Annotated in this window: 12 protein-coding genes; 6 read left to right on the top strand and 6 right to left on the bottom strand. The window is 40.2% G+C overall.

The features are described 5' to 3' along the window. The first annotated feature begins 413 nt into the window (after nucleotides 1–413). From AAEY55_RS15415 to AAEY55_RS15405, 3 genes are all read left to right on the top strand, one after another. Entirely contained in the window at nucleotides 414–776 is a 363-nt protein-coding gene (locus tag AAEY55_RS15415; RefSeq protein ID WP_182677586.1) for a hypothetical protein, read from the top strand. Continuing rightward, nucleotides 776–3,112: a fatty acid cis/trans isomerase gene (locus AAEY55_RS15410; protein WP_192532253.1), complete on the top strand. Its 2,337-nt coding sequence runs from the start codon at nucleotides 776–778 to the stop codon at nucleotides 3,110–3,112. The genes AAEY55_RS15415 and AAEY55_RS15410 overlap by 1 nt, the downstream gene beginning before the upstream one ends. 160 nt (nucleotides 3,113–3,272) lie before the next feature. Further along, nucleotides 3,273–4,682: an ATP-binding cassette domain-containing protein gene (locus AAEY55_RS15405; RefSeq protein WP_350552024.1), complete on the top strand. Its 1,410-nt coding sequence runs from the start codon at nucleotides 3,273–3,275 to the stop codon at nucleotides 4,680–4,682. A gap of 47 nt (nucleotides 4,683–4,729) precedes the next feature. Here AAEY55_RS15405 and AAEY55_RS15400 read toward each other — a convergent pair whose 3' ends face one another. From AAEY55_RS15400 to AAEY55_RS15375, 6 genes are all read right to left on the bottom strand, one after another. Beyond that, nucleotides 4,730–5,608, bottom strand: coding sequence for a TraB/GumN family protein (locus AAEY55_RS15400; protein WP_011329420.1), 879 nt, complete (start codon nucleotides 5,606–5,608; stop codon nucleotides 4,730–4,732). A 50-nt stretch (nucleotides 5,609–5,658) separates the two neighbouring features. Then, nucleotides 5,659–7,092: a HAMP domain-containing sensor histidine kinase gene (locus AAEY55_RS15395; RefSeq protein WP_350552021.1), complete on the bottom strand. Its 1,434-nt coding sequence runs from the start codon at nucleotides 7,090–7,092 to the stop codon at nucleotides 5,659–5,661. Beyond that, a complete protein-coding gene (locus AAEY55_RS15390; protein WP_350552018.1) occupies nucleotides 7,073–7,747 on the bottom strand; it encodes a response regulator transcription factor in 675 nt (224 codons plus the stop codon). Before AAEY55_RS15390 ends, AAEY55_RS15395 begins: the two co-directional genes overlap by 20 nt. A gap of 63 nt (nucleotides 7,748–7,810) precedes the next feature. After that, nucleotides 7,811–9,790, bottom strand: coding sequence for an LTA synthase family protein (locus AAEY55_RS15385; protein WP_182677584.1), 1,980 nt, complete (start codon nucleotides 9,788–9,790; stop codon nucleotides 7,811–7,813). Continuing rightward, nucleotides 9,781–10,152, bottom strand: a complete 372-nt coding sequence (locus AAEY55_RS15380) for a diacylglycerol kinase (RefSeq protein ID WP_086994754.1) — start codon at nucleotides 10,150–10,152, stop codon at nucleotides 9,781–9,783. The genes AAEY55_RS15385 and AAEY55_RS15380 overlap by 10 nt, the downstream gene beginning before the upstream one ends. Next, nucleotides 10,149–11,819, bottom strand: coding sequence for a phosphoethanolamine--lipid A transferase (locus AAEY55_RS15375; RefSeq protein ID WP_350552013.1), 1,671 nt, complete (start codon nucleotides 11,817–11,819; stop codon nucleotides 10,149–10,151). Before AAEY55_RS15375 ends, AAEY55_RS15380 begins: the two co-directional genes overlap by 4 nt. Before the next feature lie 541 nt (nucleotides 11,820–12,360). Between AAEY55_RS15375 and ilvG the strand changes: the two genes are divergently transcribed. The 3 genes from ilvG (at nucleotide 12,361) to ilvD (ending at nucleotide 16,205) form a co-directional block, all read left to right on the top strand. Then, a complete protein-coding gene (gene ilvG, locus AAEY55_RS15370) occupies nucleotides 12,361–14,010 on the top strand; it encodes an acetolactate synthase 2 catalytic subunit (protein WP_182677578.1) in 1,650 nt (549 codons plus the stop codon). Continuing rightward, nucleotides 14,007–14,249: an acetolactate synthase 2 small subunit gene (gene ilvM, locus AAEY55_RS15365; RefSeq protein WP_058374304.1), complete on the top strand. Its 243-nt coding sequence runs from the start codon at nucleotides 14,007–14,009 to the stop codon at nucleotides 14,247–14,249. Before ilvG ends, ilvM begins: the two co-directional genes overlap by 4 nt. Nucleotides 14,250–14,348: 99 nt before the next feature. Beyond that, entirely contained in the window at nucleotides 14,349–16,205 is a 1,857-nt protein-coding gene (ilvD, locus tag AAEY55_RS15360) for a dihydroxy-acid dehydratase (RefSeq protein ID WP_182677576.1), read from the top strand.

Raw genomic sequence — 16,205 nt, 5'->3', positions numbered from 1 at the left:
TGCCGAACTCAGTAGTGAAACGAAACAGCGCCGATGATAGTGTAGCATTTGCTATGTGAAAGTAGGACATTGCCAGGCTCCAAATTGTAGAAAGCCCGACTAGAAATAGTCGGGCTTTTTTACGTCTGGAGAAAAGTGAAATGTGGGTGAATAATGTACACAAGTCTCCCGCGTAGGTTGGGCGAGCGTAGCGACACCCGACACTAAAATCATAAAAAACATCACCACCGGCGAATAAGGTTAAACTTAACTTGTGAGTATGATTGAATTGATAATGTAGTTATTCGTTTTTTATCACTAAATACAGCACATAGGCGTAGTTACTGTTGATAACTTTCGCTAATTTTTGATCTTATTATTTGCTATAATCGTTTTATAAATAGCCTGCATAGCCGTATTGAGAGATCAGCACAATGGAATTTGAACAAGATAGCACTTTAACCCTTCCTTTATTTCTTTTTGATGACACTTTAAGTGACAGAGATTTAGAGCAACCTGACTTTGAAATTTCACTGCCACTTGATGACGAATTACTGACTCAACTATGTCAAAACCCTAGTGAAGACAGCAGTATAGCAATTAGTGTTGAGAGCTATCAGCTAACCATAATTAATCCTGAGCTGGCAGATATTGCAGAGCAACAGCATGATGCACAATTAACTTTAACCCGCGGGCCATTATTAAGTGCAGTACTGATTACAGCAGATCAACAAACATTTGTTTCTCCACAAATGGATATGATGCCTACGTTTGATTTAGGCGATGAGGACGAATGATGAGAAAAGTCGTAATAAGTACGCTAATACTGATTATTTTAAGTGGCTGTGCGTATTTAGGTAATGCTCATTACAATGATTTATTTGGCCCTGAGCAAACACAAGATCGTATGGTTTTACATAGTACAATTGAGGGGGCTGATTTTTTACAAAATGTAAAGCCAGTGCTTGATACACGCTGTGTAGTTTGCCACGGTTGCTACGATGCACCATGTCAGCTTAAGCTCTCATCTCCCGAAGGCATTGATAGAGGTTTAAGTAAAGAGCTGGTCTATGATGGTACGCGTTTATTAGCCACTACACCGAGCCGTTTGTTGTTTGATGCAGATAATACCCAGCAATGGCGTGATAAAGGTTTTTCGCCGGTGCTAAATGAGCGCGAGCAAAGCATAGAAGCAAACTTAGCAGGCAGTGTGTTATTTAATAGCTTAGTGCTAAAGCAAAGCTCTGATATTGCTAACAATGAAGTACTTGATGATGATGATTTTGATTTTTCGTTAAGTCGCTCTCAAACCTGTGCCACTATGGGAGAGTTTGATAGGTTGGCGGATGATCAACCACATGGTGGTATGCCTTATGGTTTGCCAGGCGTATCGCGTGAGGAATTTAAGCACTTACAAAATTGGCTGAAAAACGGTGGTAAAATGGCCAATATTGCACCGCCAACAGCGTTTGAGCTACAACAAATTAAGCGTTGGGAAGCATTTTTAAATCAAGATAGTTTAAAGTATCAGCTTTCTGCGCGTTATATTTACGAGCATTGGTTTTTAGCAAATATCTATTTCACTCCAGAAAACACGCAAACCTTTTTTAAATTAGTGCGCTCAAGTACACCACCCGGTGAAGATATTAAACTCATTAGCACACGTCGTCCTTATGATGATCCTAATGTTGAACGTGTTTACTATCGAATGATGCATGAACGCTCAACTATTTTGTCAAAAACACATTTGCCACTTAAATTAAATGATGCAAAGCTAACGCGTTTATATCAGCAGTTTATAGAGCCTGAATATACGGTAGCGAGCATGCCAAGCTATGAGCCAAAGGCTGCCTCTAATCCTTTTAAAACCTATGAAGTGATTCCAATCGACTCAAAATATCAGTTTATGCTTGATGAAGCTGAGTTAATAATTATGGGCTTTATTAAAGGGCCGGTTTGTCGTGGGCAAATTGCACTTAACGTCATAAATGATCATTTTTGGGTTGCATTTGCTGATCCTAAAAAAGTGGCTACTCCTGCTGTAGGTGAAATGCTGATTCAGCACGAAGATGCGCTTGAGCTACCTGCCGCTGAAGAAAGTAACGCATTAGCGATTAAAAGCTGGATTAAATATTCGGTGCGCGAAAAACGTTACTTAAAAGCTAAAGTTGAGCTGGCTAATGAGCTGTTTAAAAATGGCGATCACTTAACCACTAATTTATTGTGGAAAGGTGATGGTGTTAATAAAAATGCTGCGTTAACTGTATTTCGTCACTCAGACAGTGCTACGGTTGTGAAAGGCTTAATTGGACAAGAGCCTAAAACTATGTGGGTGCTTGATTATGCTTTATTTGAGCGCATTCACTATTTATTGGTTGCTGGATTTGATGTATACGGCAATGTAGGGCACCAACTCGTTACACGTTTATATATGGATTTTTTACGTTTAGAGGGAGAGGGTAACTTTCTTGGCTTATTACCTGAAGATAAACGAGAGCAAATTAAAAGTAGTTGGTATCGTAAGTCACCGCCTAGCTTATCTAAGTTCTTTAAAAGTAACCAAGAGTTTAGCCAACCTAGCGGAATAGTTTATAAAACCGATGATCCGCAACATGAGCTTTATGGCTTAATTAAAACGGCATTATCGCCCGTACTTAGTGAGCATTACGATTACACTAGCGTTTCTGGGCCGTTAGCAAGTATTAATACTATGCCTGTTAAGGCAATTAACTTATTGCCACCTGTATCTTATGTATTGGTTAAGCAAACAGACAATAGCCATAAAGCGTATACCATTATTCATCATAACGCACATTACAATATCTCTAGCTTACTTAACGAAGAAGGTCAGCGAGCTTTTGATGAAGATACTGTCACTCTAGTTCCTGGTTTTATTGGGGATTATCCAAGTGCTATTTGGTATTTAAATAATCAACAGCAAGTTGCAGCATTTGCAGAGCAGTTACCACTGATGCAAATTGAAGCTGATTATCGTGCGTTAAAATCTAAGTTTGGCATTCGCCGTACTCATCCACAATTTTGGCAGTATAGCGACATTTTACATCGGGCTGCTAAGCAGTATCGTGGTGTTGAATACGGTATGTTTGACTATAATCGCTTAGAAAACCGCTAGTTTTAATGAACTAAACGCAAGCCCAGCACTAAGTTGCTGGGCTTTTTTATTGCTTGCTGTTTATTACTTGAAATAATTTACAGTGCAGGAAATAGCGGTTGCTTCGAAGTTTAACTTTGCGGTAATTTAAATTAAGTAGAATAAATAATAAGAGTAAACAGTGCAGTCAATTCAGCTTCAAGCATTTAGTGGCTATTTACAAGGCCAAGGGCAAAGTCGTTACCATATCAATGACCTAAGTTGGCAGGTTAACCAAGGCGAGCATTGGTTGTTACTTGGCGCTAATGGTGCCGGCAAGTCAGCTATTACTGCTGCGTTAGCTGGCGAAGCTAAGCACAGTAGTGGTAAGCGCAGTTGCAGTATAGATGCTGTGCAATTGGTTTCATCTGATGCGCAAAAACAGCTTATTAATAAAGAACTAAAAAATGACAAACAAAGCTCAGTGAAAGAGCTGTTATTGGGTACAGCCAGTTATGATGTCGATTTGGCGCTGCGTTTAATTAACATATTAGACTTTGAGAAATTACTAGCTCGTCATTTTAGAGAGCTTTCAACCGGTGAAACTCGAAAGTTATTATTAATTAAAGCGCTGAGTTCGCGGCCTAATTTAGTGGTGCTTGATGAACCCTTTGACGGGCTTGATGTAGAGTCGAGTACTGCGCTTAATGTCATTTTGGCGCAATTAAGTGAATATATTAGTTTTGTGTTTGTAGTGAATCGTGTAGACGAAATTCCTGCTTTTATTACTCATTATGGTTATGTAAATCAAGGGTGTTTACAGTCTATTTTAGCGCATCCAAATGCAGAGCAAGTAGCCGATTTACTCAAGTTACTGCACTTAGAGCACAGCCAACTGAATATTCCAGAGCGAGATAGCTCGCAAGTTCAAGGGGTGTTTACGGGCAATACCTTGGTAAAGCTAAGCCAAGCAAGTGTAAGTTATAGTGGTTTGAGTATTTTTACAGGGCTTGATTGGACTATTAATAAACATCAGCATTGGCAGTTAAGTGGTAAAAATGGCTCAGGTAAAACCTGCTTATTAAATTTAATTACTGGCGATAATCCGCAGTGTTATAACAGCAATATTGAAGTGTTTGGCTTTAAGCGTGGCACGGGGGAGAGTATTTGGGATATAAAGCAACATATTGGCTTTATATCGAATGCGCTACACATGGATTATAGGGTGAGTATTTCGGCATTAAATACTATTGTTTCTGGCTTTTACGACAGTATAGGTTTGTATCAAACCCCAAGTGATGCACAAATTAATATTGCCAAACAATGGCTCGCGTTAATAGGTTTGGAGGAGCAATATAATACCTCGTTTACTCAGTTATCGTATGGCGATCAGCGGTTGTTACTTATTGCCCGCGCTATGGTTAAGCACCCAACCTTGCTTATTTTAGACGAGCCCTGTTTAGGGTTAGATGAGGCAAACCGACAGCGAGTGCTATTATTGATTGAAAAAATATGCGCCGCAGGCAGCAGCACGGTAATTTATGTAAATCATCATGCGGCAGATAAAATTAACGGTATAGAGAATTACTTAAAAATGGAAGATTTTAATTAAAACTGAGAGAAAGGTTGAATGAAAAATCACTCAACCTATTTTTTATTTTAAAGACGAGTAACGTTAAAACCTTTATCTTTTAATTGTTTAAGTAAGCCGTGTTGTTCAGGTAAGTGCAGTGCGCCGACGGCAATAAATAGTTGCTCGTTTACTAAACGTGGTGTTAGTTGTTTAATCCAGTTGTTGTTGCGGTTAATGAGCATTACTTGCTCACTAATTTCACCGTAATTACTATCATCAAAACTAGTATTGTAATAATTGGTTAGAGTTTGCATATCGCCATTTTTCCAGGCATCAACTAGCTTAATAAAGTAGGTATTAATGTCGGCAAGCTGCTCAAAGGTTTCTGCAATCATTTCATTACTTAATAATTCCATACCATCAAACATTTGTAGTTGTTGTTCAAGAGTCTCCAGCTCCCCTACTTTAATATCTTTATTTTTGGCGTAAGCGAGTACTTGCTTATCAATACCTGTTTTATCTGAATAACCGGCATTTTGAAACTCAATTTGCATCATAGTTACCATTACCGCCCATGGCTTTAAGCCATTAAACATAGCCACATCAATCGACTTTTTGGCAAAATAATCTTTAAGTTTATTGTAATTTTCTGCAGAGAGCTCAGTTTGCAATGTTTTACCGTTTTTTAGTAGCATGAATGGCATAGAGCGCTGCTGCATTTGCAGTGGCGTTAGTTTGTTTATATCTACCTCTACAATAACTTGAGAGCTTGCATCAATTGCATCAGTTACATTTTTAGGCAAGCCTTGCATGCTGGCGTCGCCTACGTGCACAGTGCCAAATAAATAGGAATTAACTCCGTTTTTTTCTATTTTGTATAACGCAGGAGCAGCATAGCTGTTAAGGCTAAATGTTATAAGTAACGCCACAATAAAAAAGTGGCTAATACGAGTAAGAGCATTCATGGTTTGTCCTTAAAATCTCAAAAATTAGTAGTGTAAATACTAACCTAAATTTACCCGGAGGGCAGCGTTAATATAAACGTTAGCGTATTGTTTTCGGTATTACTAGCCGTAACAGTAAAGCCATTTAAGTTACATAAGCTCTGCACAATAGATAACCCTAAACCGTGACGGTGGTTATTAGTTCTAGATGAATCTAGCTGATAAAGCGGGTCGAAAATAGCTTGTAATTGTTGTTCGCTCAATACTGTAGCCACTTTATTACTTAATGAAATGATAGTGGATTTTGGGTTACTTACGGCACTTAATTCGATGTTGTGCTGCGTTAAACCATAAAATAACGCGTTATCTATTAAATTACATAAAATAGTATTAAGGCTAAACTCGTCAGCAATAATGGTTACATTATTTGCAATAGTATTATTTATACGGGTGGCAATATTAGGGTGTTTAAAGGTTAGCTCATTAATTGTTTGTTTGAGCAAATTATTTAAAACGATAGTTTGCGCGTTTAATTCTATGCTGCTAGTTGAGCGCTGCAATAAGAGCAGGTTGTTTACAATGGTTTTCATACGCTCAGAAATACTGAGTACGTCACTGGTATAGGTATCGCTAATACGCTTGTCATCTGGGTATTTAAGTGCGACCTCGGATAAGCTTATTAGCTCTGCAATGGGAGTTTTAAGCTCGTGCGCTATATCGCTGGTAAGGCGTTTTTCATTACTATAAAGCTGCTGATTAGTAGTAATGAATTTATTGAGTTCATTGCGTATAGGCTCTATTTCTTCTACTTTAAAGTCGCTTTCTATAGTTTGTGCCACGGTTGTAATATCGAGACGTTTTATTTGCTCGTTCAGATTGTGTAGCGGAAATAGCCCTTTATTTACAATGCGTGTAACCAAGTAGCGCACGCCAAATACACCAATCACACAGGTGAGAATAAACACCACATCAATAATGATCAGTACTTTATTAAGCTCGGCCGTTGGGGCTGCTATTGCCAGGGTCATACTGTTAATAGTAGCTGATGCGTTGGTGTTTCTAATATCTTTTTTAGCAACAAAGTGGCTTATAAGTACTCGGCCGCTTTGTCCGTTAGGTAGGTCGTAATCAATTATTTTAGATTCGTTTATAGGTAGTTCTAAAAAAGGCAGTTGAGTGTTTTTATACAGTTGTAACGATTGAGAGCGCTCAAACACCTCGCTGCCATGCCATAATTGGTAAAACTCACTGGCGTCGGCTTGTTCGTATTCCGACATAAATTTACCCGAAAATTCAAACTCAACTTTACCGTTGTCATCCTCTACTAAGGTTTTTAAGTAGTTAGCTTTATTAGTGAGGGATTGATTAAACTGCTCCTCTACCCAAGAATCGACACTTAAATCAACAGTTAAAAATATAGTGAATAATATAACGGAGATCACCGCGCTAATATTATTAACGAGTTTACGTTTTATTGAGTGACTTTTACTTTGTTGTTGCGACATAACCAAACCCACGTTTATTTTTTATAGGGAGTTCGCCATCAAACTGTCTTACTTTTTTACGTATGGTTGATATATGTGCTTCAAGCGCATTTTTAGAGAGCATATCGAACTGACCGACCACCGCTTCACTTATAAGCTCCAGCCCTAATACTCGCTCGTGGGCATTAAATAAGCACTCTATTATTTTGTATTCATTACGAGTGAGTTCAATGGCATGTTGCTGGTAATGAAGTGTTTTTAGCGAAAGATCTAATACACAGTCACCTACGGTAAGCGTATTTTGTTGGTTTTGCAGTGAACCACGGCGAAGTAGCGCAAGCACGCGAGCGTGAAGTTCTTCAAACGAAAACGGCTTAGTTAAATAATCGTCAGCCCCTTTCATAAGGCCATTTATTTTATCTTGCGGCTCACTACGAGCAGATAAAATAAGTACACGGCTTTGGTTATTACTGCTGCGCAATGCTTGCAAAATACTCATGCCATCTACACTCGGTAGCATTAAATCAAGTAATATTAGGTCGTAGTTTCCACTAAGTGCCATGCTTAATCCTTCTGAGCCGTCACCGGTTTCATCTACGGTAAAACCAAGGTTGCCAAGGCCTACTTGCAGGCTGCGCCTTAGTGCTTCTGAGTCTTCAATAACGAGGATGTTCATCTTTGCTCGATTTGTAAAAATAGCCTTGTTACTTTAACAAGGCTTTATTATCAAGTCACTTTGTTAATGATACCAACCATTTGTATAAGCTAAGTTACCTAGGTTGGCATGGGCTAGGGCTTTTTTAATCAGTTGCTCATCGTTTTTACATGGCACAAGCTGATTATTACTATACGTATAGGTGGTTGCTGGTTTTTGCGGTTGTAGCACCACCACTTTATTGTCGTGCATATAGGCAAAGTTTTTGTCGTATTGCATCATTGCGCGTTGTTTGTTGTCGCTAATAGGTTTTGATAAATCATGGCCTATCATAGGGTGTTTGCCACTTACGCCAATTAAAGATAGTAAAGTAACGGGAATATCGAGTTGGCTGGCTAGTTGATTATCGCGTTTATGGGCAATGTCTTTACCAAAAATAACCGCTGGAATTCTAAAGTGATCAATTGGCACCAAGCTAGCACCTGATACACGCGAGTCGTGATCGGCTATTACAATAAATACCGTATCGTCCCAGTAGCTCGACTTTTTAGCTTTTTCAATAAATGTACCTAGCGCGTAGTCAGCGTATTTTGCCGCATTATTGCGGGTTTGTTTTTGTTTGTCGTACAGGGTTATTTTATCGTCAGGAAATTCATACGGGCTATGGTTGGAGCTGGAAAATATAAGACTTAAAAATGGTTTATTTTGTTTTTTAAGTTTAGTGAGTTCGATATCAGCTTGGTCGTATAAGTCTTCGTCTGATGCGCCCCACGAGCCATTAAAGTCTATTTTATTAAAGTTATTTGTATCTACAATATCTTTAAAGCCATTACCTAAAAAGAAGCTTCGCATGTTATCAAAGTGGCTTTCGCCGCCATAAATAAATTGGGTGTTATAATTTTGCTTCGCTAAAAAGTCAGCGATAGTAAAAAAGTCACGTTGTGATTTATCAAGCTTAACAACTGCACGCGAAGGTGTAGGCGTAAAGCCTGTAATTATCGCTTCAATACCACGCACCGAGCGCGTGCCAGTGGCATATAAATTATCAAACCCCCAACCTTGCTGATAAAGGGCGTCAATATTAGGCGTTAGCGGTAAACCGCCAAGTGTGCCTACATAGCGTGCCCCTAAGCTTTCTTGTAAAATAATGACTAGGTTTTTTGGTTTAGTGTTATTCGTTGCGGTATGAAAGGTGTTTGTTGGCGCACTTTTATCAGTAAATGTGGCTTGGCTATCTTGCATATTATTGCGCACTATACTGAGCAGTTCATCTGCTGGCATTTTTCCGTAATAATCTTGGCTAGATTGCTCATTAGAGAGCTGCTTTACCGCAAATGCTACGCTATAAAGTGAGTTAAGGGTTAAGTCGTTAAGTAAGTGATCGGTCGAAAACGATACCATGGCTGGGTTAAGTGGTCTGTGCCCTAATGAATTACGCGCGCCTAAAATAGTTAAGCACACTAAAACTAACGCTAAAATTGATTGATTTAACCTTGTTAGTGACGACTTACTTTGCCATTGATGGCTAAATACTTTACCTGCAAATTTGCAGCTTAAAATAAGTGCTATAACAGCAATAAGTATTTCTAATTTATAGCCCGAAAAAATCATTTTAGAGACTTCTTTAGGGTAAATTAAATACTCTATAAATAAGCGGTTTGGGCGTAAATCATACTCGTTTATAAATGTAGGGGTAATCACTTCAAAAAAAACGAGTAAAGCAGACATACCCACTAAGTAAATTTTAATTAGGCTGCGTATTTTATTTTGCCAACCTACGCTCTGCATCAGTAAAGTAAGTAGCAATACGGGCATAATAATGTAGCTTAAAGTGGCTATATCAACTCTTAAACCACCTACAAATATAGAAAACCACGCATGCGATCCAAATACACGCTCCCCTTGCCATACACTTAAACCAAAGCGAGCAAGTGTTAAAAAGCCAAGGGCTAAAACAGCAAATACAACAAAAATCCATACCGGGCCAAGTGCATTTTTCACCTGAGGTATTACTTTAACTATTAGCCCCGTTATTTTAGGTATAAAATTTAGCTTTAAGCCCATAATACAGCCCACCAAATAAGTGCGGCAATTAACATGGCTATAAACACACTGGCAGAGGCTATATCTTTAGCGAGACCCGAAAGCTCATGGTGTTCGCTGCCAATCCTATCAACTACAACCTCAACTGCCGTATTTACTAGTTCAGCAAACAATACAAAAAGCAGGCTGGCTATAAGTAGTAATTTATCGCTTAGTGCAATTTCTTGCAGATACACAAACACACCAAGTAACGAAAACAGTGCTAACTCTTGTTGAAACGCCGCTTCAAATCGACTCATCCATTTTAAGCCGTTAAAAGAATGGTTTAAGGTAAAAATAAGGCGCATTAAGCCTTGGCGTTTTATAACGGTTTTATTGCTCATAGTTGTATTTCGCTTGGTGTTGTTTGGCAGCTCGCAAGTAGATCAAGCGATGCCTGATACGTTTTGCTGTTAATGCCAATTAAATTTAAAAGGGTGTGGAAAATATTGTTGTGTGAGCGTGCAGCATTGGTGTCTAAATTAGCTAAGCAGGTATTGGTAATGCGCTGATTATGCTCATCAGCCCACATATAAAGTGGTACGTGGGTTTGTGTGCTAGGCGCAAAGCTATACGGAAAGCCATGTAAATAAGCACCGCCCTCGCCAAGAGATTCACCATGATCTGACACATATAAAAATTGCTTATCTATATTGTTTGGCAGCGTTTTTAACTGCTCAATTACTTGGGCGTTAACAAAGTCGCTGTACGCAATGGTGTTGTCGTAGGTATTAACTAATTCATCAAATGAGCAATTTTGAATATCGCTTCTGTCGCAGGTTGGGGTAAATTGTTTAAATTGTTCAGGGTAGCGTTTAAAGTAAGTTGGCCCGTGCGAGCCCATCATATGCAGTACGATAACGGTGTTAGCTTGGGTTAAATTAGCCAGTTTGTGTTTAAGTGGAGCTAATAGCGCTTCATCAAAACAGTACTTACCATCACATAAAGTAGATTTTGTTGTAGGTATGTCGATAGTAACTACTCGCGTACATACGTCTTTACAGCCGCTGTTGTTATCAACCCAGAGTACATCACTGCCTGCGTGCTGGGCCAAATCAATCAAGTTTTGCTGGCTGTCGGCTTCGAGTCGATCAAAGTTTGTTTGTGTTTGCAACGAAAACATACAAGGTACAGATACCGCTGTAGCCGTGCCGCAAGACGCCACATTATTAAAGTAAGTAACGCCGTGTTTTTGGGTATAAAAATTGGTGTTACGTTTATAACCTTGATAAGCAAAGTTTTCTGCTCGTGCAGTTTCACCAACCACTATTACGGTTACGCTACTGGCATTAGGCGCAATTAGGGTAGGTGCAGCATCTATATTTTTAAATTCCATATTGGTATACAGCAGCTGATCGCGCATATATTTATAGCCGCTAGAGAGATACTGAAATGGAATAATTTCTTTTTTCAAAATGCGGTTATTGCGGCCCGTTGCAGCATAGTCGGCATAAAAGTTTGTAACCACCAATACTATAAGCGCCAAACACGCTACAACTAGCTTTACGCGGCTAAGTACTTCTTGGTGAGGGCGGGTAAAGTGTATTTTTATTTTGCTTAAAACAAAAACAGGCAGGGCACAAAACAGCAGTAAAAAGCCAATAAGCTGCGGATTTAAATAGCTTAATGCTTCGCTTGAATCAGTTTCGAAGGTGTTTTGGATCATAGAATAATCAAACACCACGCCATAATTTAAGGTGCCGTAAAGTACTGCACTGGAAATAACCAATAAAAAGTAATTAAGTGGCTTTAATAACCACCGAACCGACACTATCGAAAAAAATATAATTAGCAGGCAGAGTAGTAATAGCGGTACTGAAAATAAAAATAGCCACGAAAAAGAAGCTAAAGAAGTAATGGCGCTAAAAGAGCCATGAATGAATGGAATATTTATAACCAAGCAATAGTAGCAGGCAATCATTACTACAAAAGCGTTGGCGCTACAGTGAATGTAAAACCGTTTACCACGATTAAGTTTTTGCTGTGTAGATATAGGACTAAGTGAATGCATATTTAGGCTCGTTTAAAACAACAACGCCATGTTATGCAACAACACTTAAGAACTGCTTAAGAGAAGCTACGCATTTCCTGAGGGGGGTAAAATAAATTTATTCCCAGAGTATTATTAAAAATTAATCAAACCATAAAAAGGGCATATTAGAATAGGGAATTTATAGCGCTTAACTATTCACATAAAAAAACCATAGCAGGTAATTATAGTGAATATTAAAACCACTTAAATTGCTTATTTGTCTTTTATTTGAATTGAATTTGATGTTGACTTAAGGGGCTCAGCACGGTATTAATATAAAAAGAGAGCAAAGGAATAACCTTTGCGATAATTTAACAACATTTGGTATTAATTACATGCTTGCAAACGCACTAAACCTAGTCCTGATTATTATCGTGGTGATTATTCCCGCGAGGGCTTCGTAGTGCTTTAAAAAACTTAAGCATTTAAAAGCCCTCCGCACTTAACCGTTCGGGGGGCTTTTTGGTTTTAGCGGCAAAATATGTGATTGAATTGTCACTGAGGAATGAGGGTTTTATTAATGACAGGCGCAGAATTAACAATAGATTTATTAGCCAAACACGGCGTAAAAGAAGTATTTGGCTACCCAGGCGGAGCTATTATGCCAATTTACGATGCCTTGTATGGCGCGCCAGTCAAGCACTACCTTACTCGGCATGAGCAAGGTGCAGGCTTTGCGGCAGTAGGTTTTGCTCGTAGTACGGGTAAATTAGGAGTGTGTTTTGCAACGTCAGGCCCTGGTGCCACTAACTTAATTACTGCTCTTGCCGATGCGATGATGGACTCAGTGCCATTATTAGCAATTACCGGGCAAGTGCCTACCGCAGCGATTGGTTCAGATGCCTTTCAGGAGGTAGATGTGTTAGGTATGTCGCTGTCGTGTACTAAGCACAGTTACATGGTAGAGCGAGCCGAAGACTTAGCCGAAATACTGCAAGAGGCCATGCACTTAGCGCAAAGCGGTCGCCCAGGGCCCGTACTCGTAGATATCCCAAAAGACATTCAAATGGCGCAAGTGCCATTTCAGCCTTGGCTAGCAGCAGACGAGTACTTACCAGAACTTGATTTAAAGCAAGTTGCTATTGCTAATCAACTGCTTAGTGAAGCTAAACAGCCGGTTGCTTATGTAGGTGGTGGAGTGCAATCAGCGGATGCACAAGCCCAGTTGATGCAGTTTTTAAATAAAACCCACATGCCAGCGGTTGCCACACTTAAAGCGCTGGGCAGTGTGTTACCCGATTACGAGTATTACTTAGGTATGCTAGGTATGCACGGCGGCCAAGCTGCTAACTTAGCGGTGCAAGAATGCGATGTACTAGTGTGTATTGGGGCGCGGTTTGATGACCGTGTTACCGGCAACTTAGCAAAGTTTGCTGCAAACGCTAAAGTAATTCATTTAGACATAGACGCCGCAGAAGTCGGTAAGCGTAAACCAGCAAAAGCTTCTTTAATTGCTGACTTAAAAACGTCCTTACCTGCATTAGAGTGCTTTGTAACTCCGCAAGCATGGTGCGATTATAACAAAGCAATGATGGTTAAATATGCATGGCGTTACGACTATCCGGGCGACAAGGTATTTGCACCCTATTTACTTAATCAACTTAGCCAACGTATGCCTAAAACGGGTGTCGTGTGCTGCGATGTAGGTCAGCACCAAATGTGGGTGGCCCAGCATATGAAATTTAATCATCCCAGTAATCACTTAAGTAGTGGTGGTGCAGGCACTATGGGCTTTGGTTTACCTGCGGCAATTGGTGCACAAGTAGCGCGCCCCGATGACTTTGTTATTACGGTATCTGGTGATGGCTCTATCATGATGAACATTCAAGAGTTGGCAACAATTCGTCGTAATAATTTACCAGTAAAAATACTTATTTTAGATAACCAACGCTTAGGTATGGTACGTCAATGGCAGGAACTGTTTTTTGAAGAGCGCTACTCAGAAACTGACCTTTCAGATAATCCAGACTTTGTGCAGCTAGCAGCGGTGTTTGGTATACCAGGGCAAACCATAACCCATGCTAATCAAGTTGACGATGCAATAACTGCACTGGTTAATAGTAAAGGTCCATACATAGTACATGCCTGTATTGATAATAAAGAAAATGTATGGCCGCTAGTACCACCAGGTGCAGCTAACGATGAAATGATGACGGGGAAAGCACAATGAAACATAGTTTAACAATCGCCTTAAAAAATCAAAGTATTGCTGTAGAGCGTTTTTTACGCGTAGTACGTCATCGTGGTTTTGACTTAACCCATTTTCAACTCAATATAGACGATGGCCAATACCATGTAACCATGACGGTAGACAGCGATAAGCCAATTCACTTATTAACCAGCCAGCTAAATAAGCTGGTGGACGTAAAAGCCGTTACTTTACAAAATTTACAGCAACAAGCGGTTTAAGTGTGCGCGCAGTAAACAATTGCAGAGTGGGTTAATAAACTTACTCAATAACTAAGAATGAGGAATGCTTGCTTATAAAGCAGCAAAACAGAGGTAACCATGGCAAAATTAAGAAGTGCAACAACAACCGAAGGTCGAAAACGTGCAGGTGCTCGTGCATTATGGCGTGCAACAGGAATGACAGATAGCGATTTCGGAAAGCCGATTATTGCGGTTGTAAACTCATTTACACAATTTGTACCTGGGCATGTGCACCTTAATCAGCTGAGCGAACTGATGGCTGAAACCATTACCCAAGCGGGTGGCGTGCCAAAAGAATTTAACACCATAGCGATAGATGATGGTATTGCTATGGGCCATGGTGGCATGTTGTATTCACTGCCATCACGCGACCTAATTGCCGACTCGGTTGAGTACATGGTTAATGGCCACTGCGCCGATGCGATGATTTGTATTTCAAACTGCGACAAAATTACCCCAGGAATGATGCTTGCAGCGTTGCGTTTAAATATTCCGGTTATATTTGTATCGGGTGGTCCGATGGAAGCCGGTAAAACTAAACTTGCTAATATCGATATTAAACTCGATTTGGTAGACGCCATGGTTAAAGGTGCAGATGAGTCGGTAAGTGATGCAGATTCAGAGCAAGTGGAGCGCTCAGCATGTCCTACATGTGGTTCGTGTTCAGGCATGTTTACTGCCAATTCTATGAACTGTTTACTTGAAGCCATTGGTTTAGCACTACCGGGTAACGGTACTACGCTAGCAACGCATAAAGACCGTAAACAATTATATGTTGAAGCGGGCGCACGCATTGTTGATTTGTGCCGCGAGTATTACCAAAAAGATAACCAAGAAGTATTGCCACGCGCGATTGCTAACAAAACAGCCTTTATGAACGCCATGGTAGTAGATATAGCCATGGGCGGCTCGTCAAATACGGTATTACATTTACTTGCTGCGGCGCAAGAGGCAGGTGTTGATTTTGATATGTCGCACATTGATGCACTATCTCGTAAAACGCCATTTTTATGTAAAGTAGCACCCGCTACGCCAGAATATCATATTGAAGATGTACACCGCGCTGGTGGCATGATGGCAATTGTACGTGAGTTGGGTAAAGCAGGCTTAGTTGATATGTCGGTAAATCATGTCGCTGGGTCAACAATGGCTGAGCTAGTTAAAAAGTGGGATGCAACAGACCCAACTAACGAAGCTGCTCACAAATTTTATCGTGCAGGCCCTGCGGGTATTCGCACTACTAAAGCAATGAGCCAAGAATGCCGTTGGGATGAGGGCGATAACGACCGCGAACATGGTTGTATTCGTAGTGTTGAACACGCTTTTCGTCAAGATGGTGGTTTAGCCGTACTGTCGGGCAATTTAGCGGTTGATGGCTGTGTTGTAAAGAGCGCGGGTGTAGTTGATGACATGCTACATTTTGAAGGTACTGCCGTGGTGTATGAGTCGCAAGATGATTCGGTAGAAGGTATTTTAAACGACGAAGTAAAAGCCGGCGATGTAGTGGTTATTCGTTATGAAGGGCCAAAAGGCGGGCCTGGAATGCAAGAAATGCTTTATCCAACCAGTTACTTAAAGTCAAAAGGCTTAGCAGAAAAATGTGCCTTGATCACTGATGGTCGTTTTTCTGGCGGCACATCAGGCTTATCAATTGGCCATGTATCACCAGAAGCGGCTAGTGGTGGTGCGATTGCCTACGTTGAAAACGGCGATAAAATAATTATTGATATTGCTACTCGCGAAATTACTTTAGCGCTTAGCGATGCAGAGCTCGAAGCTCGTAAACAAAAACAGCTAGCGCGTGGCAAGCAGGCTTATAAACCGCTTGATCGTCAGCGTTATGTATCATCTGCGCTTAAAGCATATGCGCTACTTGCTACCAGTGCCGATAAAGGTGCAGTGCGCGATTTAGCCAAACTAGAGGAGCTTAGTTAA

Origin of the sequence: Pseudoalteromonas sp. 120-MNA-CIBAN-0494 (assembly GCF_040308885.1) — a bacterium.
GTDB lineage: Bacteria > Pseudomonadota > Gammaproteobacteria > Enterobacterales > Alteromonadaceae > Pseudoalteromonas > Pseudoalteromonas nigrifaciens.
This window is presented reverse-complemented; position numbering and strand designations above follow the sequence as displayed.